Genomic DNA, 18,441 nt, shown 5'->3' on the forward strand with positions numbered 1-18,441 from the left:
CGGGGCCGCGCCGGTCACCGGGTCCGTCGGGGCTACTGGTCGGCGCCGTCGTCCGGCGGGGCGTAGGGGCTGGACGGGGCGGACGGGGTCGAACGGGGGATCAGGCCGCCGATCGCGCCGCCGGTCTGCCCCCAGGTCTGCTCACTGGTCGGTGTGTCGGTGCTGCGCGGGCGGCCCGGGTTGGCGGACCCGCCCGGATTGCCCGGGTTGGCGGACCCGCCGGTCCCGGACCCGCCGGTGCCGCTCGTCCCTGCGCCGCTCGTCCCGGTGCAACTCGGCGAGCCCGTGGGGCCGCCGCAGCCCGGGTCGCGCCGGACCGGGTCGGGGATGCGGACGGTGGTGAACTCCTTGTCCGGCACGGTGCGGACGGCCTCGCTCATCGCCTTCTGCCAGATCGGCCCCGGGCCGGTCGCCCCGTACACCTCGGCCTGGTACTGGCCGCCGATCCGGATGTTGCGCATCGGGATCTTGGTGCCGGGGCTGCCCAGCCAGACCGAGCCGGCCAGGTCGCCGGTGTAGCCGGTGAACCAGGCCGACTTCTTCTCGTCCGTGGTGCCGGTCTTGCCCGCGATCTGGCGGTCGTCGTCCAGCCGGAGGTCCCGGGCGGTGCCGCCCTTCTCGGTCACCCCGAGCAGCACGCTGTTGATCACGTCGGCGGTGTCCGTGGACATCACCTGGTCGCAGCGGGCCGGGGCCACCGGGACGTCCTTGCCGTCCACCGTGGTGATCCGGTTGATCGCCAGCGGTGCGCAGTAGCTGCCCCGGGCGGCGAAGGTCGCGTACACGTTGGCCATGGTCAGCGGGCTGACCTCCTGGGTGCCGAGGCCGAGGGCCGGCACCTCCTGCAGCGGGTCGCCGCTCGCCTTGCCGGTCACGCCCAGCTTGTTGGCCATCTGCTTGACGGCGCAGAGGCCGATCTCCTGCTCCATCTGCACGAAGTAGGTGTTCACCGAGAGGGCCATGGCCTGCTTGAGCGCGTACGGGCCCTTCTCGCTCGGGCTCTCGTTGGGGATGACCCCGTCCTTCTTGCCCTTGTTCAGGTTCTTCCAGGTGCCCTCGCAGGTCGTCATCGTCGGCCAGTCCATCCGGTTCGGCGAGTCGTACTGCTGGGTGGGCGGCAGGCCGGCCTCCAGGGCGGCGGCGGCCACGATCGGCTTGAAGTTGGAGCCGGGCTGGAAGCCGACGCCGCCGCCCATCGCCGCGTCCACGTTGAAGTTGACGACGGTCTGGTTCTTCTCCTTCGCCAGGCCGTACGGGCGGGTCTGGGCCATCGCGAGGATCTTGCCGCTGCCCGGCTCGACCATGGTCATCGCCGCCGAGACCGGGTCGGTGACGTAGACCAGGGTGGAGACGGCGTTCTGCGCGGCGGCCTGCTTGTCCGGGTCGAGGGTGGTGTAGATGTTCAACCCGCCGGTGTCCCACAGCTTCTTGCGCTCACCGGCGCTCTTGCCGAAGGCCGGGTCCTGCTTGACCACGTGCCGCACGTAGTCGCAGAAGAAGCCCATCCCGGCCTGGGCCGTGATGCAACCGTTCTGCGGCTCCTGGTAGTTGAGGCCGAGCGGGGCGGCCTTCGCCTCCTTCGCCTGGTCGGCGGTGATGTGCTTGTTCTCCACCATCTTGTCGATGACGGTGTCCCGGCGCTTCTTGGCGGCCACCGGGTGCAGCTTCGGGTCGTACTGGGACGGGTTCTGCACCAGCCCGGCGAGCATCGCCGCCTCGGGGAGACCGAGGTCCTTGGCGGCCTTCCCGAAGTAGCGCTGGGAGGCGGCCTCGATGCCGTACGCCTGGTGGCCGTAGAAGGTGATGTTCAGGTAGTTGGTGAGGATCTGCTCCTTCGGCAGGTCCTCCTCCAGCTTGATGGCGTACCGGAGTTCCTGGATCTTGCGGCCGAGGGTCTTGCGCTGGGCCTCGCGCACCGCCACCGGGTCGTCCCCGGCCAGTTCGACGTTGACGTTCTTCACGTACTGCTGGGTGAGGGTGGAGGCGCCCTGCACCGCGGCGCCGCTCTCCGCGTTCTTGGTGATCGCCCGCAGCACGCCCTTGAGGTCGACCGCGCCGTGCTCGTAGAACCGGGCGTCCTCGATGTCCACCTGGGCCCTGCGGATCAGCGGCGACATCTGGTCGGCCGTGATGACCGTCCGGTCGCGCTCGTAGACCTTGGCGATCAGCCCGCCCTTGGCGTCGAAGATCTGCGTCGCCTGGGTCAGCGGCGGGGTCTTGAAGTCGTCGGGGATGCTCTGGAAGCCTTCGGCGCCGTTCTTCGCGCCCAGTCCGACCGCGCCCGCCGCCGGGAGGATCAGGCCCGCCAGCAGCACACCGCCCAGCACGCAGGAGCCGAGGAAGGTGGCCGCATGGCGCAGGATTCCGAGCGGGGTCTCGCGGCGCCTGGGGCGCGGGACCCAGGTGTCGCCCGGGTCCGGGCGAGGTATGCGGCTCTTCGGTGACATAGTTCGAACATTACGGCCGTGAATCCCCACCGTGGGCGGCGTGTTGGCGAACTATTGTCACAAAATCACGACAGGTTCGACTCATTCGAGAAGACCCCACGACAGGGCGCGTGGGGGCAGGGGCCGTTCGTCCACGGCCGACCTCCCCCGCGCCCGGGCGCTCGAACCCCAGCTCGCCGGGCCCGCCGCAGGCCCGGCCCCGCAGTGGCGGTCCGCCGGACCGCGGGCGTGATCCGTCGGTCTCCGGCTCGTTGTCGTCCAGGGGGATGGTGGGGTCGGCGCGTCGCGGTGTTCCGGCACGCCCAGGAGACGGCGGTGGCAGCGGACTTGGGAGCGTACGGGCGGCCGGTGGGGCGATCCCCGGCACCGGGCTGCACGCCGCACCCGCCCGCCCGCGGCGCGCCCACGGTTCACGCCCTGCCGGGCGACGACGCACCGGGCGTCGATGATTTCGGATGCCGCGCACGAGGACTGAGGAGGCGTGAGGTGGACGCAGGGACGCCGGACGACGGGCCCGGGCACACGCACGGGGACGGGCACCCCCACGGGGACGCGGAGCCGCACGCGCACGGTGGTGCGGGCGGACCCGCCGGGCACGGCCACGCCCACGGCCCGGCCGCCCCGGTCTCCGCCCACCTGCGCAAGGTGATCGCGGCCGTGCTGATCCCGTTCGCGGCGGCCGTCGTGGTCGGCCTGGCGGTGCTCTGGCCGGGCGGGGTCCCGAACCACCAGCACACCGGCGTCGGTTTCGACCAGCAGATCCGGCACGGCCGGGTCACCGCCGTCCGGGAACTCCCCTGCGGCGACCTCGACCCCGCCGACCAGGGGTCCTGCCGGCAGGACACCGTCGAGGTGACCGACGGCCCGGACCGCGGCCGCACCTTCACCCTGGTCGTCCACCCGGCCGAGCCCCGGCAGTACGGACTCGGCCAGCGGGTCGTCCTCACCTACGCGCCGGGCGCCCCCGCGGACCTCCAGTACAGCGTGGTCGACGTGGACCGGAACCTGCCGATGGGCGTGCTGGCCGGGCTGTTCGCCGTCGCCGTGGTGGCGGTCGGACGCTGGCGCGGGGTCGCCGCCCTGGTCGCCCTGGTGATCAGCTTCGCGGTGCTCTCGCTCTTCATCCTGCCCGCCATCCTGCGCGGTTCGGACCCGCTGCTGGTGGCGATCGTCGGCGCCAGCGCGATCATGCTGATCGCCCTCTACCTGTGCCACGGCCTGTCCGCCCGCACCTCGGTGGCGGTGCTGGGCACGCTGGTGTCCCTGGTGCTGATCGGGGTGCTGAGCCTGGTCTTCGCCTCCTGGGCCCACCTGACCGGGAACACCTCGGAGGAGACCGGGCTGGTCCACGACCTCTACCCGGGCATCGAGATCCGCGGCCTCCTGCTGGCCGGGTACGTGATCGGCTCGCTCGGCGTGCTGTTCGACGTGACGGTCACCCAGACCTCGGCGATCTGGGAACTCCACGAGGCCGACCCGACCATGGGCGCCCGCCGGCTGTACCGGACCGGCATGCGGATCGGCCGCGACCACATCGCCTCGACCGTCAACACCCTGGTGCTCGCCTACGCGGGCGCCGCCCTGCCGCTGCTCCTGCTGTTCTCGATCGCGCACCGGACGGTGGTGTCGGTGGCCACCAGCGAACTGGTGGCCGAGGAGATCGCCCGCACCCTGGTCGGCAGCATCGGCCTGGTGGCCTCCGTCCCGGTCACCACCGCCCTGGCGGCCCTGATCGCGGCCGCCGACCAGCCCCGGACGGCGGCGGCCGGCTCCGGGCGGCACCGGACCGCCTGAGGCCGGGCCCGGTCCGGTCCCGGCCTCAGGGGTGCCGGGCGCCGGCGGCGAGGCGGTCGGCGGCCGCGCGGACGAGGTCGCGCAGTTCGTCGGGGCGCTCGACGACGAACGGCCGGTCGAGCGCGGCGAGCACCGGCGGCAGCCAGTCCAGCCGCTCCGCCCGCAGCTCGACCCGCAGCCAGCGCGGGCCCGCACCGGGCCGCGCCGCCCGGTCGACGCCGCCCTGCGCCGCCCGGTCCCCGTCCGTGTCGGGCGCGTACTCCGCCAGGCGGGCGACGCCGGCCGGCAGGTGGGCCCGGACGTGTTCGACCGTCGCGTGGATCCGCAGGGTCACCGCGTGCCGGTACTCCGCCGTCGCGAACCCGGCCAGCAGGCGCTGCGCCGGGTCGGAGTCCCCGGGCGCCTCGAAGGCGCCGGGCAGCGCCCGGGCGTCCGTGATGCGGTCGAGCCGGAAGGTGCGGTCCTCGCCGATCCCGGCGTCCTCCCCCGTGACGTACCACCGGCCGGCGTGGGCGACGATCCCGTGGGCGTGCAGGGTGCGTTCGCTGCGCCGTCCCTCGCGGTCGGTGTAGCGGATCGACACCGGTCGGCGGTGGCGCACCGCGTCGGCGAGGGTGAGCAGCACCGCCGGGTCCGGGCCGTCGGCCGCCCCGGGCCGGTCCGTGAAGGCGAGGGCCTCCAGGAGGGCGTCGAGCCGACGGGCGGTGTGCCGGGGCAGGACCCGCCGGATCTTCGCCGAGGCCGTCTCGCCCGCCGTGAGCCCGGTCGTCGCCGACCCGGCCCGGGGGCCGGCGAGCAGGCCGAGCAGCACGGCCACCGCCTCGTCCTCGCTGAGCATCAGCGGGGGCAGCCGGTACCCGGGGGCGAGCCGGTACCCGCCGTAGCGGCCGCGCACCGACTCCACGGGGATGTCCAGGTCGATCAGCTGGTCCACGTAGCGCCGCACGGTGCGTCCTTCGACGCCGAGCCGGTCGGCGAGTTCGGCCACCGTCCGGATGCCGCCGGACTGCAGCAGCTCCAGGAGCGTCAGCACGCGTGCGGTCGGTCGGGACATGTCCGCAGCCTAACCCGGAATACCGGACTGATTCTGTCCACTATCCGTCCTAGCCTGCGGGGGAAGGCATCCGGCACGACCAGGGAGACTCCCCATGAACTTCGTCTCGATCCGCATCATCACCGGCGACGTCGCGCGCCTCGTCGACTTCTACGAGCGGGCCACGGGGGTGCGGGCGGAGTGGGCCACCGAGGACTTCGCCGAACTCCGGACCGCGGCCGCCACCCTCGCGATCGCCGGCACCCGCACCGTTCCGCTGTTCGCCCCGGGCTCCGCCCGCCCGGCGGACAACCACAGCGTGATCACCGAGTTCCTCGTCGACGACGTGGACCGGGTGTACCGGGAACTGACCGGCTTCGTCACCGACTTCGTCACCGCGCCCACCACGATGCCCTGGGGCAACCGGTCGCTGCTGCTCCGCGACCCCGACGGCAACCTGGTCAACTTCTTCACCCCCGTCACCCCGGCGGCGGTCGCGAAGTTCGCGCGCTGACGTGGGCCGAGGCGCACGGGCACCGGCCGGGCGGGGCCGCGCCGGGGTCAGGCGTCAGAGCCCGAGCACGCCCGGGTCGGCGGCGAGGGCGCGCAGCGGCTCGCGCGGGTCGGCGACCAGCCGGCGTTCCGTCAGGTCGAGGATGCCGCCGACCCCGGTGATCTCCGCGGCCAGCACGCCGTCCGCGCGGGTCAGCCGCTGGAGCACCTGGAAGGTCTTGCCCTGCCGCCAGGTGAACGCGCAGCCGACCGTCACCGTGTCCCCCGCGCGCAGCTCGCGCAGGTACTTCACCGTGGTCTCCAGCACCACCGGACCGACGCCCTCGGCGAGCAGGTCGGCCTGCCGGATCCCGGCCGCCCGGAGGTACTCCCAGCGGGCGTGCTCGGCGTACTGGAGGTAGACGGCCTGGTTCAGGTGGCCCTGGGTGTCGGTCTCGTAGCCGCGTACGGTGACCTGCGTGGTGAAATCCTGATCGGTCATGCCCCGCACGGTACTCCCGCCGCAGGGCCGTCACCGGGTAACCTCCGTCACCTCCCGCAGGTCACGGCAGGGTGAGGATCCGCGGGCCGTCCTCGGTGACGGCGACGGTGTGCTCGACGTGGGCGGCGCGGCTGCCGTCGGTGGTGCGCAGGGTCCAGCCGTCCGGGTCGGTGTCGTGGTCGTCCCGGCCGCCGGCGGTGAGCATCGGCTCGATGGCCAGCACCAGGCCCGGGCGCAGCGGGTAACCGCGGCCCGGGCGGCCCTCGTTGGGGACGTGCGGGTCCTCGTGCATCCGGCGGCCGATGCCGTGGCCGCCGAAGCCGTCGATCATTCCGTAGCGTCGCCCGGCCCGGCCGACCCGGCCGATGGCGTGGGCGATGTCGCCGATCCGGTTGCCGACCACGGCGGCGGCGATCCCGGCCTCCAGGGCGCGCCGGGTGGCGGCGATCAGCGCGGTGTCCTCCGGGCGGGCGGTGCCGACGGTGAAGCTGACGGCGGAGTCGCCGCACCAGCCGTCCAGCACGGCGCCGCAGTCGATGCTCACCAGGTCGCCGTCGCGCAGCCGGTAGGCGTTCGGGATGCCGTGCACGACCGCGTCGTTGACCGAGGCGCAGATCACCCCGGGGAAGGGCACGGGCGCAAAGGACGGGCGGTAGCCGAGGAACGGCGAGGTCGCCCCGGCGGACTTCAGGACGCCGCGCGCCACCTCGTCCAGTTCCCGCAGGCTGACGCCCGGCGCGGCCTCCCGCTGCACCGCCGCCAGTGCGGTGGCGACCACCCGCCCGGCCTCGCGCATCGCGGCGAGGGCGGTGTCCGACTTGAGTTCGACCATGGTGGACCTCCCCTGGAGCCAATTCTTATACCGGTATTTGTATCACGGTCGGGGAGTGGGGGTCGGCGTCCTGCCCCGGGGCCCGGCAGGGGTCCAGGACGAAGGGCCTAGACTCGACGGCATGGTGAGGACTCCGCTGACCCCGTGGGAGCGCGAGCGCGGCGAGCGCTTCGGGGCGCTGCTGCGCGAGGCGCGTGGCGAGCGCAGCATGGTCGAGGTGGCGGCGGTGGCCGGCGTCTCGGCGGAGACGCTGCGGAAGATCGAGACCGGACGGGCGCCGACGCCGTCGTTCTTCACCATCGCGGCGCTGGCCTTCGCGCTCGACCTGTCGCTGGACGAGCTGGCCGCCGCCTGTGCGCTGCCCGAGGACGGCACGGCGCTCTCCGCCTGACCGGCCCGGAGCGGCCGCCGGCTCGACCCGCCGGACGACTCGGAGCCGCCGAACGGCGGCGGCCCGCCGGGCGCGTGGTGCGCCGGGCGGGCCGTCGTTCGGTGCGGGGGGGGTGTCAGCCGACCGAGCTGTTGTAGCTCTCGATCGCGGGCTGGAGCTCCTTGACCGCGTCGGTCAGGGCCTGCTGGGCGGTCTTGCTGCCCGCGATGGTCTGCTCGATCGCGGTCTCCACGCCCTTGCGGGCCTGCGGCATCACCCCGAGCAGGCAGCCGGCCGTGGCCGGGGTCGGCTTGGTGGCCTTCAACTGCTCGATGGCCGTCTGGAACTGCGGGTACTTGCCCACCCACTCCTTGTCCTTGGGGTCGTCCAGGGACTTGGTGTTGACCGGGAAGTAGCCGGTGCCGGTGTGCCAGACGGCCTGCTGCTCCGGGCCGGTGAGGAACTTCTCGAACTCCCAGGCGGCGCGCTTCTCGGCGTCCGAGTGGCCGGGGCCGCTGATCCACAGCGAGGCGCCGCCGATCACCGGGCCGCCCTGGTCGGCGGCGGTGACCTTGGGGAAGGGCGCCGTGCCGACGCCGAACTTGGCGGCCTCGGTGTAGCCGCGCAGCACGCCGGTGGACTCCAGGTGCATCGCGACCGTACCGGCCTTGAAGGCGGCCTGGGCGTCGTCGGTGACCCGGCCGGTGTTGGCCGCGTAACCGCCCTTGACCAGGTCGGCCCACCACTGGACGATCTGCGCGCCCTGGGCGGAGTCGAACACCGCCTTGCCCGCCTTGTTGCTGCGGCCGTTGTCGTTGTCGCAGTACAGGGTGCCGGACTCGGCGAGCAGCTGCTCGACGAACCAGCCGTAGATGGCGGCGCCGAAGCCGTAGCGGACGGTCTTGCCGTCGGCGTCCTTCTTGGTCAGCTTCTTGGCCATGTCGGCCAGCTCGTTGAGGTCCTTCGGCGGCTGCGCCGGGTCGAGGCCGGCCTCCTTGAAGGCGTCGGTGTTCAGGTAGAGCAGCGGCATCGAGGAGTTGAACGGCATCGAGACCAGCTTGCCGTTGGCGGAGTAGTAGTTGCGGATGTTGGGGTCGAGGTCCGCCAGCGAGTAGCCGTCCTTGTCGGCGAAGGCCTGGGCCGGGATGGTCTGCTTGGAGTCGATCATGAAGCGGGTGCCGATGTCGTAGACCTGCACCAGGGCGGGGGTGCCCTTCTGCTGCACCGCGGCCTTGTACTTGGTGACCAGGTCGTCGTACTTGCCCTGGAACTGCGCCTTGACCTCGATCTTGCCCTGGTGGGCCGCGTTGAAGTCCTTGACCAGCCCGTTCAGCACGTCGGCGTTCTTGCCCGTCATCGAGTGCCAGAACTCGACGGTGGTCACGTCGGAGGCCTGGTCGAGCGCCTGGGCGCCGGGCGCGCCGGCGTCGGCGGAACCGCCCGAGCCGGATCCGGAGCCGGATCCGCTGGAGCTGCAGGCGGTCAGGGACAGGCCGGCCACCAGCAGGGCCGCGAGCGCGCGTGCACTCTTCTTCACGGGAGTTCTCTTTCTTTCCGGTGGGGAGTCGGGGGCGTACGGGTGGTCAGCGGACGGCGCCCGCGGTGAGGCCGCGGACGATGAACCGCTGGCCGAAGACCACCAGGGCGAGGGTGGGCAGCAGGGAGAGCACCACGCCGGCCAGGATCAGGCCGGGGTCGGCCATCTCCGAGTCGCGCAGCGAGGTGAGACCGATCTGCAGGGTCTGCATCTCGGCCGTGCGGGTGATGATGAGCGGCCAGAAGTACTGGTTCCAGGCCGACAGGAAGACGTAGATCGACAGCGCGGCCAGGGCCGGCTTGTTGAGCGGCACGACGATCCGCCACAGGAAGCGCCAGTGGCCGGCGCCGTCGATCCGGGCGGCGTCGCGCAGTTCGCCGGGCAGCTGCCGGAAGGCCTGGCGCAGCATGAAGGTGCCGAAGCCGGAGGCGAGGAACGGCAGGACCAGGCCGAAGTAGGTGTTGCCGAGGCCCCAGTCCGACAGCGTCAGGTAGTTGGGGATGATGATGGCCTCCCACGGGACCATCAGCGTGGCCAGGAACACCCCGAACACCACGGCCCGCGCCTTCAGCGGCAGGAAGACGAAGGCGTACGCGGCCAGGATCGAGGTGACCAGCTGGGCGAGCGTGATGACGGTGGCCACCAGCGCCGAGTTGGCGTACTGCCGGAACAGCGGGATGGAGTCCACGGCCCCGGCGAAGTTCCGCCCGGTGACCGAGTGCGGCACCAACGCCGGCGGGTAGGAGGAGAGTTCGCCCGGGCCCATGAAGGCGCCGGCGACCGCGTAGTACACCGGGAAGGCCACGGTGACCACGGCGACGGCGAGCAGCAGGTAGACGGCGGCGCGGCCGAGCAGGTCGCGCGGGGAGCGCCCGGCGAAGGGGCGCACGCGCTGGCGGGGCGCCTCGACCTCGGTGGTGATCGTGCTCATGCGTAGTGCACCTTCCGCTCCAGGACGCCGAACTGGACGGCCGTGCAGGCGAGGACGACCACCAGCAGCACCACGGCCTGGGCGCTCGCCGTGCCGAAGTCGCTGGAGTTGTAGGCGAAGGCCTTCTCGTAGACCGAGTAGACCAGGGTGCGGGTGGCCCCGTCCGGGCCGCCCTTGGTGAGGATGTGGATCTGGCCGAAACTCTGCAGCGCGTGGACGGTGGAGACCACGGTCAGGAAGAACAGGTTCGGGCCGAGCATCGGGACGGTGATCGAACGGGCCAGCCGCAGGCCGGAGGCGCCGTCGATGCGGGCCGCCTCGACCACCTCGCCGGGGATCGAGCCGATGCCCGCCGAGAGCACCAGCACGTTGTAGCCGAGGTTCATCCAGACCGTGGTCAGGGCCACCGACAGCAGCGCGTACCGGGAGTCCGTCAGCCAGCCGACCGGGCCGAGGCCGACGGTCGACAGCAGGCCGTTGAGCACCCCGCTGGCGGGGTTGAAGAACACCGCGAAGACCACCGAGGCGCTGGCCACCGAGAAGGCGAAGGGCAGCGCGAAGGCCGAGCGCAGCAGCCGAACGCCCCGGATCCGGTTCTCCAGGAGCAGCACCAGCACCAGCGCGCCGAGCACCCCCGGGACGACGGTGAGCAGGGTGAACAGCGCCGTGGTGACCAGCGTCCGGCCGAAGTCGGCCGAGGACAGCAGGTCGGTGTAGTGCTGGAGCCCGACAAAGCGGGAGGGCGCGCCGAAGAGGTCGTTGGCGTGCCCGCTCAGGTAGATCGTCCGTCCCAGCGGGTAGCCGATGAACAGGACGAAGACCACCAGGGAGGGCAGCAGGAAGGCCCAGGCGAGGCCGTGCTCACCCCAGCGGCTTCGACGGCCCGGGAGGGGCACGGGGTGTGGTGCGGTCGGCATTGCTGGCGCGTCCGCCTTTCGTGTGTCGGTTCCGGGCGAAACCGTTTCTTGCCCGAACGACGGCGTGGGAACCCCTCGGTGATCAGCCGGTGTCCGTGGGATTACGCGTTCGCGTCAGGTTCGGCCGGTTGTCCGGACAAGGGCATCGGCCGTCGCGACGTCCTGTCGGCGGAGTGTCGTACGGTGCGCGGGTGAACGACGTGAACGACGTGGACGACACCGATTTCGACCTGCGGGCGGCGATGGCCGCGGCCCGGCACGACCGCGCGGGCGCCTGGGCCCTCGTCCGGGGCTTCGCCGCCTACTGGGGCGAGCCGCTGGGGCCCCGGGACGGCTTCACCGGCGCCGAGCTGGACGCGGCCGAGCAGCGGCTCGGGCTGCGGCTTCCGGTGGCGCTGCGGGAGGCCTACCGGCTGTTCGGACGGCGGGCCGACCTGACCAGCTCCCAGGACGTCCTGCTGACGCCGGACGAACTGCACGTGCTGGACGGCGCCCTGGTGTTCCGGGCGGAGAACCAGGGCTGCGCGCACTGGGGCGTGCTGCTGGCCGACCTCGCACTGGACGACCCGCCGACGGTGGGCCGGTCGGACCTCGCGGACAAGTCGCAGGAGCGCTGGGAGCCCTGGGAGGAGCGCTTCTCGACGGGGGCGGCCGTGATGGCGATGAGCGAGAAGCTGCTGGAGGACGACGAGTTGGCCGTCTTCTCCGAGGCGGGCGACGAACTCCCGGACGGGCTGGCGGAGTTGCCGGAGCTCGGCCGGTACTGCCGGTGGTTCGCGGGGCCGGACGTGCTGGTGCTGGTCGTCGAGGGGGCCTTCATGGTGGCGCGGGCCCGCACCGAGGAGGCCCTGGACGCGCTGTAGCGGCGCCGCCGCGGCCCTGGTCCCGCTCTCCGGAGAGCGGAACCAGGGCCGTGACCGCCGCGGCTCAGGCGGTGATGCCGCCGTCCAGTACCAGGTCGGCGCCGACCGTGTAGCCCGCCTCCGGCGAGGCGAGGTACAGCACGGCGGCGGCGATCTCCGCGACCGCGCCCGAACGGCCCACCGGGACCTCGGACTTCATCCGGTCGCTCTTGTCGGCGGCGCTCTCGCCGGGGCGGCTCGACATCGGGGTGTCCACCGGGCCGGGGCTGACGGTGTTGATCCGCACGCCCTCGCCGATGTGGTCGCGGGCCGCGGCGCGGGTCAGCGCGGTGACGGCCGCCTTGCTGGCGGCGTAGGCGCCGACGCCCTCGATCCGCTTGTGGGCGCCCAGGTTGGAGGAGACGTTGACGATGGCGCCGCCGCCGTGGGCCCGCAGGTGGCCGATCTGGTGCTGCATCGCCAGCAGGGTGCCGGTCACGTTGATCTCGAGGACCCGCCGGAAGTCGGCCTCGTCGATCTCGGCGACCGGCCCGGCCGCGCCGAACACCCCGGCGTTGTTGACGGCCACGTCGAGTCCGCCGAAGTGCTCCACGGTCTCCCGGACCAGCCGGGCGGCGTCGGCGGCGTCCGTCACGTCGCCGGTCAGGGCCACGGCCCGGCCGCCGGCCCGCTCGATCAGCTCGACGGTCTCGGCCAGCGGGCCGGCACTGCGCCCGGCGACCGCGACCCGGGCGCCCTCCTGGGCGAAGGCGAGCGCGATGCCCCGCCCGATGCCGCTGCCGGCGCCGGTGACCAGGACGGACTTGTCGGCGAAACGCGTGCTCATGAGCTGAACTCCTTGATTCGAGTGGTGCGTTCAGGGGTGATGGTGGTCTTGGGGGTTCGGGGCAGGGCGGCGACCGCGACGGCGGTCAGCGCCAGCCCGGCGGCAGCGGCCGCGAAGGCCGCCGCGTAACCGCCGACGACGGTCGGGCGGGTGGCGGCGAGGGCCATCAGGGCGGCCAGCCCGGCGGTGGGGCCCAGCTCCATGGCGGTGTTGAGGACGCCCGCGGCCAGGCCGGTCCGCTCCGGCGGCACGCCGCCGGTGGCCAGCACCGCCGCCCCGGCGAAGGAGGCGGCGGCTCCGGCGGGCAGCAGGAGCAACCCGGGCAGCAGGCCGGTGAGGTACGGGCTGCCGGGGTCGAGCCCGGCCAGCAGGCCGAGTCCGCCGGCCGCCAGGGCCAGGCCGGCGGCGGTGACCGGCACCGGCCCGTACCGGACGATCAGCGGCCCGGCCGCCCGCCCGGCGAGCAGCAGGGCCGCCGCGTACGGCAGGAAGGCGGCGGAGACGGCGGCCGCGCTCCAGTCGCGCTGCTGCTGGAGGTGGAGCGAGAGCAGCACGAAGACCAGTGCGGTGCCCGCGGACGTCGCCATGACGGCGACCAGCGCGGTGGCCCGGCGCCGGTCGGCGAGGAAGCCCGGCGGCAGCAGCGGGTCGGCGGTGCGGCGTTCGGCGGCGGCGAAGGCGAGCAGCAGGAGCAGTCCGGCGGCCAGCGGGCCGAGCACCCCGGGGCCGCGCCAACCGTGGTCGGTGGAGCCGACCAGGGCGTAACTCGCCGCGCTGACACCGGTGGTGGCGAGGGCGGCGCCGCGCAGGTCGAGCGCCGGGCGGCGGTCCGCCGGATCGGGGGAGGCTGCGGGCAGCGCTCCGGAGCGGGCCAGTCCGGCCAGGGCGACCAGGACGGGCACCGCGAACAGCCAGCGCCAGGAGACCACGGCGGCGACCGCGCCCGAGACCACGCTCCCGGCCGTCGCGCCGATCACCGAGAGGCCGCCCCAGGTGGCCATCGCCCGCCGGTAGGCGGCGGGTTCGGGGTGCAGCCGGCGGACCACCGCGACCGCCGCCGGTGCGGTGAGGGCCGCACCGGCGCCCTGGACGAAGCGGCCGGCCAGCAGGGCCGGGTAGCCGGGCGCGAGGGCGCAGGCGATCGAGGCGGCGGCGAACAGCCCCAGCCCCCACCGGAGCATCCGCCGGCCGCCGTGCCGGTCCGTCAACCGGCCGCCGAGCAGCAGCAGGGCGGCGAAGGAGAGCCCGTACGCGGCGCTGAGCAGCAGGACCTCGGAGGCGCCGAGCCCCAGCTCCCGGGCGACCAGGGGCAGCGGCACGGTGAGGATCATGATCGCGAAGATCAGTACGGCCTGGACCACGCCCAGGAGCGCGAAGCCCGACCGGGCGCGCCCGGTCACGGTCATGGAACGTCCCCCTTACCAAATTTTTAAGACCGTTCGGTCCAGAATGAGAACGGCAGAAGGCCCGGCCCGACCAGCGGGAAGTGCCATCCGACCGGCGCCGAGTACCACGGGCGGTCAGTCCAGCAGCGCCAGCGCCTGTTCGGCGGCGTCCCGCGCCCGGGGCCCGCCGTCGGCCGCCTTGCCCACCACCCGGATGCCCTGGAGCAGCACCACCAGCATCCGGGCCAGCGCGCGCGGCTCCCGCCCCGCGGGCAGTTCGCCCTGCGCCTCGGCGCGCAGCAGCGCGGCGGTCAGCGCCGTCTCCAGGTGGTCCAGGCTCGCCTCCACCCGGCGGGCCGCCGCCGGGTCGTGCGGGGCGAGTTCGACCGCCGTGTTGGTGACGAAGCAGCCGCGCCGGCGATCCTCCACTCCGGCCTGCGCGTACCGGCGCACCAGCACGCGGACGGCCGGCAGCACCGGGCCGGGCCGGGACAACTCGGCCAGCAGGCCCGGGTCGCGCTGCTCGCCGTAGCGTTCCAGCGCGCGCAGGTAGAGCTCGCGCTTGCTGCCGAAGGTCGCGTAGATGCTGGCCCGGGCGATGCCGAGGCCCTCGACCAGGTCGGCCATCGAGGTGGCCTCGTAGCCGCGCCGCCAGAACAGCTCGAGAGCCGCCTGGAGCGCCGCGTCCGGGTCGAATTCCTTCGTTCGTGCCATGACCGGAACGCTAGCCCTTTCCAGATCGATCGGTCAAGAAAGAGCGAGAAATGGTCCAGACCGGCAACTGACGGAGCATTGCCAAGTGGACTAGACCAAGGCTAGCCTTACCGCCCCCGTCCCTCCTCCCCCACAGGAGGCGTACCGGCATGCCCGGACTCATCCCCATCACCCCCCGGCAGGCCGCCGAGGCCGCCCGCCCGCTCGTGCTCACGGTCTTCCGGATCGTCGTCGGCCTGCTCTTCTCCTGCCACGGCGCCGCCTCGCTCTTCGGCGTCCTCGGCGGCACCAAGGGCGGCGGCAGCCTCCCGCCCGGCCAGTGGCCGGGCTGGTGGGCCGCCCTGATCCAACTGACCGGCGGCGCCCTGGTGCTGCTCGGCATCGGCACCAGGACGGCCGCCCTGCTCTGCTCCGGCTCGATGGCCTACGCCTACTTCACCGTCCATCAGGAACACGCGCTGCTGCCGCTGCAGAACGGCGGCGAGCCCTCGGTGATGTTCTGCTGGGCCTTCCTGACCATCGCGGTGCTCGGCTCCGGGCCCTACTCCCTGGACCGGCTGCTCGCCGCCCGCCACCCGGCCGGCGAAGCCGCCGCCCCCACCCCCGCCGCGGCCACGACCAGCGCCGCCGGCCCGGTCGGACCGGTCGGACTCAGCCCCCGGCCAGATGACGCTCCACCGAGGCGACCTTGGCGGTGAGGCCGTCGGTGACCCCGGCCCGGTCGTCGATCTTGATGACCGCGCTCACCCGGTCGCCGTAGGCCTTCACCGCCTCGATCGCCGCCTTGATCACCGGCATCACCTCGTCCCACTCCCCCTCGATGCTGGTGAACATCGCGTCCGTGCGGTTCGGCAGCCCGCTGGCCCGCACCACCCGCACCGCCGCGGCCACCGCCTCCCCCACGTCCTCGCCGATCCCCAGCGGGGTCACCGAAAAAGCTGCGATCACGCCTCTGCCCTCCTCATCGCCGGACCAGCCGCCCGATGACGCCGGTCGCGGCCCGGACCACTCCGGGCCGCGACCAGGCTAGGGCCTGCCCCGCGGATCCCGCCGGGCGCGCGCCCCGCACCCCGCAGCCCCGCACCCGTCCGGCTTCCAGCGCCCGTCCGGCACCCGCCGGGGCGGCGCCCTTCGGCATGCCCGGCCCCGGCACTCGCCTTCCACATTCTGTTGAAGTCCCCCTTGACGCCCCGCCGGGGCCAACCCTACCGTGTTTCCGCATACAGAAACCGTTCTTCCGTATGGTGGAATTCAGGAGATGAGCCCTCCGAGCCACTGCGGGCCGAGGCAGGAGAGACCCGATGCCCCGTATGACAGCCGCCCGCGCGGCCGTGGAGATCCTCAAGCTCGAAGGCGTCGACGTCGCCTTCGGCGTTCCGGGCGCCGCCATCAACCCCTTCTACGCCGCCCTCAAGGCCTCCGGCGGGATCCGGCACACGCTGGCCCGGCACGTCGAGGGCGCCTCCCACATGGCCGAGGGCTACACCCGCGCCGCGGCCGGCAACATCGGCGTCTGCATCGGCACCTCGGGCCCGGCCGGCACCGACATGATCACCGGCCTCTACTCGGCCATCGCCGACTCCATCCCGATCCTGTGCATCACCGGCCAGGCCCCGGTCGCCCGCCTCCACAAGGAGGACTTCCAGGCCGTCGACATCGCCTCGATCGCCAAGCCGGTCACCAAGGCCGCCACCACCGTGCTGGAGGCCGCCCAGGTCCCCGGGGTGTTCCAGCAGGCCTTCCACCTGATGCGGTCCGGCCGTCCCGGCCCGGTGCTGATCGACCTGCCGATCGACGTCCAGCTCACCGAGATCGACTTCGACCCGGAGGCCTACCAGCCGCTGCCCGTCTACAAGCCCGCCGCCAACCGGATCCAGATCGAGAAGGCCATCGCGCTGCTCCAGGCGTCCGAGCGCCCGCTGATCGTGGCCGGCGGCGGCGTCATCAACGCCGATGCCTCCGAACTCCTGCTGGAGTTCGCCGAGTTGACCGGCGTCCCGGTGATCCCGACGCTGATGGGCTGGGGCATCGTCCCGGACGACCACGCGCTGAACGCCGGCATGGTCGGCCTCCAGACCTCGCACCGCTACGGCAACGAGAACTTCCTCGCCTCCGACTTCGTCCTCGGCATCGGCAACCGGTGGGCCAACCGCCACACCGGCGGCCTGGACGTCTACACCGCGGGCCGCACCTTCGTCCACGTCGACGTCGAGCCCACCCAGATCGGCAAGATCTTCGCCCCGGCCCTCGGCATCGCCTCCGACGCCAAGGCCGCACTGGAACTGTTCGTCGAGGTGGCCCGGGAGCTCCGCGCGGCCGGCACCCTCAAGGACCGCAGCGCCTGGGCCGCCTCCACCCAGGAGCGCAAGGCACAGTTGCAGCGCCGCACCCACTTCGACAACGTGCCGCTCAAGCCGCAGCGCGTGTACGAGGAGATGAACCGGGCGTTCGGCCCGGAGACCCGGTACGTCACCACCATCGGCCTGTCCCAGATCGCCGGCGCCCAGATGCTGCACGTCTACAAGCCGCGGCACTGGATCAACTGCGGCCAGGCCGGCCCGCTGGGCTGGACCATCCCGGCCGCGCTGGGCGTCGCCACCGCCGACCCCGAGGGGCAGGTCGTCGCGCTCTCCGGCGACTACGACTTCCAGTTCATGATCGAGGAACTGGCGGTCGGCGCCCAGCACCGGATCCCGTACGTCCACGTGCTGGTGAACAACTCGTACCTGGGCCTGATCCGCCAGGCGCAGCGCACCTTCGACATCGACTTCCAGGTCAAGCTGGAGTTCGAGAACATCAACGCCCCCGAGCTGGGCGTCTACGGCGTGGACCACGTCAAGGTCGCCGAGGGCCTGGGCTGCAAGGCGATCCGGGTCACCGAGCCGGAGGGGCTGCTGCCGGCCTTCGAGGAGGCCAAGAAGCTGGCCGCCGAGTTCCGGGTCCCGGTGGTGGTCGAGGCGATCCTGGAGCGGGTCACCAACATCTCGATGGCCGCCGCCGACATCGACAAGGTGAACGAGTTCGAGGAGCTGGCCACCCTCCCCGAGCACGCGCCGACCGCGATCAGGCCGCTGGCGGTCTGAGCACACCGCCGGGCAGGGGCGTGCGAGCCGCTCCCCACGCCCCTGCCCGGCGGAACACCGATGGGGCGGGCGCGGTCGCACCGTCCGGGGCCGCTACCGTGGGCCCGGGCGGGACCCCCTGCCGACCTGCCGAAAGGACCACCACCGTGAGCCTGTACGACATTCCGCTGACCACCCTGTCCGGTGCGCCCACCTCGCTGGCCGAGTACCGGGGCAAGGCCCTGCTGATCGTCAACGTCGCCTCCAAGTGCGGCCTGACCCCGCAGTACACCGGCCTGGAGAACCTCCAGAAGCGCTACGCCGAGCGCGGGTTCACCGTGCTGGGCTTCCCGTGCAACCAGTTCGCGGGGCAGGAGCCGGGCAGCGCCGAGGAGATCGAGAGCTTCTGCTCGACCACCTACGGGGTGACCTTCCCGCTGTTCGAGAAGATCGACGTGAACGGCGCGGACCGGCACCCGCTGTACCGGGAGCTGACCGGGGTCGCCGACGCCGAGGGCCAGGCCGGCGACGTCAGCTGGAACTTCGAGAAGTTCCTGATCGGCCCGGACGGCACCGTGGCCGCCCGGATCCGGCCGCGCACCGAGCCGGAGTCGGACGAGCTGGTCGCCGCGCTCGAGGCCGTCCTGCCGGCCTGACCGCCCGGCGCTGTGACGGCGGCGACGGCGGCCGCGGGGGGCCGGGCCGCCCCCCCCGGCACACCCACACCCCCCTGGCC

Annotated in this window: 18 protein-coding genes; 7 read left to right on the plus strand and 11 right to left on the minus strand. The window is 73.0% G+C overall.

Going from position 1 to position 18,441, the window contains the following annotated elements; translation table 11 throughout:
- Nucleotides 1-32: 32 nt before the first annotated feature.
- A complete protein-coding gene (locus tag AB0O91_RS32185) occupies nt 33-2,447 on the minus strand; it encodes a transglycosylase domain-containing protein (RefSeq protein WP_363440744.1) in 2,415 nt (804 codons plus the stop codon).
- Between the two features lie 486 nt (nt 2,448-2,933).
- On the opposite strand from AB0O91_RS32185, the gene AB0O91_RS32190 reads away from it, so the two are divergent.
- Complete coding sequence (locus AB0O91_RS32190; RefSeq protein ID WP_363440747.1) at nt 2,934-4,241, plus strand: YibE/F family protein; 1,308 nt, start codon at nt 2,934-2,936, stop codon at nt 4,239-4,241.
- A 25-nt stretch (nt 4,242-4,266) separates the two neighbouring features.
- On the opposite strand, the gene AB0O91_RS32195 is transcribed toward AB0O91_RS32190, so the two are convergent.
- A complete protein-coding gene (locus tag AB0O91_RS32195; protein WP_363440750.1) occupies nt 4,267-5,295 on the minus strand; it encodes a YafY family protein in 1,029 nt (342 codons plus the stop codon).
- A 94-nt stretch (nt 5,296-5,389) separates the two neighbouring features.
- Here AB0O91_RS32195 and AB0O91_RS32200 point away from each other — a divergent pair, with 94 nt between their 5' ends.
- Complete coding sequence (locus AB0O91_RS32200) at nt 5,390-5,788, plus strand: VOC family protein (protein WP_363440752.1); 399 nt, start codon at nt 5,390-5,392, stop codon at nt 5,786-5,788.
- Between the two features lie 54 nt (nt 5,789-5,842).
- Here AB0O91_RS32200 and AB0O91_RS32205 read toward each other — a convergent pair whose 3' ends face one another.
- Both AB0O91_RS32205 and map read right to left on the minus strand, forming a co-directional pair.
- On the minus strand, nt 5,843-6,268 hold the full coding sequence (locus AB0O91_RS32205) for a thioesterase family protein (RefSeq protein ID WP_363440754.1): 426 nt from the start codon (nt 6,266-6,268) through the stop codon (nt 5,843-5,845).
- A 61-nt stretch (nt 6,269-6,329) separates the two neighbouring features.
- Nucleotides 6,330-7,100 (minus strand): type I methionyl aminopeptidase, encoded by a 771-nt coding sequence (gene map / locus AB0O91_RS32210; RefSeq protein WP_363440757.1) that lies wholly within the window; start codon nt 7,098-7,100, stop codon nt 6,330-6,332.
- A 121-nt stretch (nt 7,101-7,221) separates the two neighbouring features.
- Between map and AB0O91_RS32215 the strand changes: the two genes are divergently transcribed.
- Nucleotides 7,222-7,491, plus strand: a complete 270-nt coding sequence (locus tag AB0O91_RS32215) for a helix-turn-helix transcriptional regulator (RefSeq protein WP_363440759.1) — start codon at nt 7,222-7,224, stop codon at nt 7,489-7,491.
- Nucleotides 7,492-7,606: 115 nt separating this feature from the next.
- Here AB0O91_RS32215 and AB0O91_RS32220 read toward each other — a convergent pair whose 3' ends face one another.
- From AB0O91_RS32220 to AB0O91_RS32230, 3 genes are read right to left on the minus strand one after another with little or no spacing between them, the layout of a single operon-like run.
- Nucleotides 7,607-9,007 (minus strand): ABC transporter substrate-binding protein, encoded by a 1,401-nt coding sequence (locus tag AB0O91_RS32220; RefSeq protein ID WP_363440761.1) that lies wholly within the window; start codon nt 9,005-9,007, stop codon nt 7,607-7,609.
- 46 nt (nt 9,008-9,053) lie between these two features.
- A complete protein-coding gene (locus AB0O91_RS32225) occupies nt 9,054-9,938 on the minus strand; it encodes a carbohydrate ABC transporter permease (RefSeq protein ID WP_363440764.1) in 885 nt (294 codons plus the stop codon).
- Nucleotides 9,935-10,855, minus strand: a complete 921-nt coding sequence (locus AB0O91_RS32230; protein ID WP_363440766.1) for a sugar ABC transporter permease — start codon at nt 10,853-10,855, stop codon at nt 9,935-9,937. The genes AB0O91_RS32225 and AB0O91_RS32230 overlap by 4 nt, the downstream gene beginning before the upstream one ends.
- A 191-nt stretch (nt 10,856-11,046) precedes the next feature.
- Between AB0O91_RS32230 and AB0O91_RS32235 the strand changes: the two genes are divergently transcribed.
- Entirely contained in the window at nt 11,047-11,718 is a 672-nt protein-coding gene (locus AB0O91_RS32235; protein WP_363440769.1) for an SMI1/KNR4 family protein, read from the plus strand.
- A 64-nt stretch (nt 11,719-11,782) separates the two neighbouring features.
- Here the strand turns inward: AB0O91_RS32235 and AB0O91_RS32240 are convergent, their stop codons facing one another.
- From AB0O91_RS32240 to AB0O91_RS32250, 3 genes are all read right to left on the minus strand, one after another.
- Nucleotides 11,783-12,544, minus strand: a complete 762-nt coding sequence (locus AB0O91_RS32240; RefSeq protein ID WP_363440771.1) for a glucose 1-dehydrogenase — start codon at nt 12,542-12,544, stop codon at nt 11,783-11,785.
- Nucleotides 12,541-13,950 carry an MFS transporter gene (locus AB0O91_RS32245; protein WP_363440773.1) on the minus strand — a complete coding sequence of 470 codons (1,410 nt, stop codon included), beginning with the start codon at nt 13,948-13,950 and terminating at the stop codon, nt 12,541-12,543. Before AB0O91_RS32245 ends, AB0O91_RS32240 begins: the two co-directional genes overlap by 4 nt.
- A gap of 114 nt (nt 13,951-14,064) precedes the next feature.
- On the minus strand, nt 14,065-14,643 hold the full coding sequence (locus AB0O91_RS32250; RefSeq protein ID WP_363440776.1) for a TetR family transcriptional regulator: 579 nt from the start codon (nt 14,641-14,643) through the stop codon (nt 14,065-14,067).
- 149 nt (nt 14,644-14,792) lie between these two features.
- Between AB0O91_RS32250 and AB0O91_RS32255 the strand changes: the two genes are divergently transcribed.
- Nucleotides 14,793-15,341: a DoxX family protein gene (locus AB0O91_RS32255; RefSeq protein WP_363440779.1), complete on the plus strand. Its 549-nt coding sequence runs from the start codon at nt 14,793-14,795 to the stop codon at nt 15,339-15,341.
- Here AB0O91_RS32255 and AB0O91_RS32260 read toward each other — a convergent pair.
- Nucleotides 15,295-15,591: an MTH1187 family thiamine-binding protein gene (locus tag AB0O91_RS32260; RefSeq protein WP_363440782.1), complete on the minus strand. Its 297-nt coding sequence runs from the start codon at nt 15,589-15,591 to the stop codon at nt 15,295-15,297. The two genes, AB0O91_RS32255 and AB0O91_RS32260, sit on opposite strands and share 47 nt — an antisense overlap.
- 353 nt (nt 15,592-15,944) lie before the next feature.
- On the opposite strand from AB0O91_RS32260, the gene gcl reads away from it, so the two are divergent.
- Nucleotides 15,945-17,726, plus strand: coding sequence for a glyoxylate carboligase (gene gcl, locus AB0O91_RS32265; protein WP_363440785.1), 1,782 nt, complete (start codon nt 15,945-15,947; stop codon nt 17,724-17,726).
- 146 nt (nt 17,727-17,872) lie between these two features.
- A complete protein-coding gene (locus AB0O91_RS32270; RefSeq protein ID WP_363440788.1) occupies nt 17,873-18,361 on the plus strand; it encodes a glutathione peroxidase in 489 nt (162 codons plus the stop codon).
- Nucleotides 18,362-18,441 lie beyond the last annotated feature (80 nt).

This window comes from Kitasatospora sp. NPDC089797 (assembly GCF_040684795.1).
GTDB lineage: Bacteria > Actinomycetota > Actinomycetes > Streptomycetales > Streptomycetaceae > Kitasatospora.

Bases quoted from the DNA above. Each gene is read 5' to 3' on its own strand.
- AB0O91_RS32185 (WP_363440744.1), bottom strand. From the start codon at position 2,447: ATGTCACCGAAGAGCCGCATACCTCGCCCGGACCCGGGCGACACCTGG.
- AB0O91_RS32195 (WP_363440750.1), bottom strand. From the start codon at position 5,295: ATGTCCCGACCGACCGCACGCGTGCTGACGCTCCTGGAGCTGCTGCAG.
- AB0O91_RS32200 (WP_363440752.1), top strand. From the start codon at position 5,390: ATGAACTTCGTCTCGATCCGCATCATCACCGGCGACGTCGCGCGCCTC.
- AB0O91_RS32205 (WP_363440754.1), bottom strand. From the start codon at position 6,268: ATGACCGATCAGGATTTCACCACGCAGGTCACCGTACGCGGCTACGAG.
- map (WP_363440757.1), bottom strand. From the start codon at position 7,100: ATGGTCGAACTCAAGTCGGACACCGCCCTCGCCGCGATGCGCGAGGCC.
- AB0O91_RS32215 (WP_363440759.1), top strand. From the start codon at position 7,222: ATGGTGAGGACTCCGCTGACCCCGTGGGAGCGCGAGCGCGGCGAGCGC.
- AB0O91_RS32225 (WP_363440764.1), bottom strand. From the start codon at position 9,938: ATGAGCACGATCACCACCGAGGTCGAGGCGCCCCGCCAGCGCGTGCGC.
- AB0O91_RS32230 (WP_363440766.1), bottom strand. From the start codon at position 10,855: ATGCCGACCGCACCACACCCCGTGCCCCTCCCGGGCCGTCGAAGCCGC.
- AB0O91_RS32240 (WP_363440771.1), bottom strand. From the start codon at position 12,544: ATGAGCACGCGTTTCGCCGACAAGTCCGTCCTGGTCACCGGCGCCGGC.
- AB0O91_RS32245 (WP_363440773.1), bottom strand. From the start codon at position 13,950: ATGACCGTGACCGGGCGCGCCCGGTCGGGCTTCGCGCTCCTGGGCGTG.
- AB0O91_RS32250 (WP_363440776.1), bottom strand. From the start codon at position 14,643: ATGGCACGAACGAAGGAATTCGACCCGGACGCGGCGCTCCAGGCGGCT.
- AB0O91_RS32255 (WP_363440779.1), top strand. From the start codon at position 14,793: ATGCCCGGACTCATCCCCATCACCCCCCGGCAGGCCGCCGAGGCCGCC.
- gcl (WP_363440785.1), top strand. From the start codon at position 15,945: ATGCCCCGTATGACAGCCGCCCGCGCGGCCGTGGAGATCCTCAAGCTC.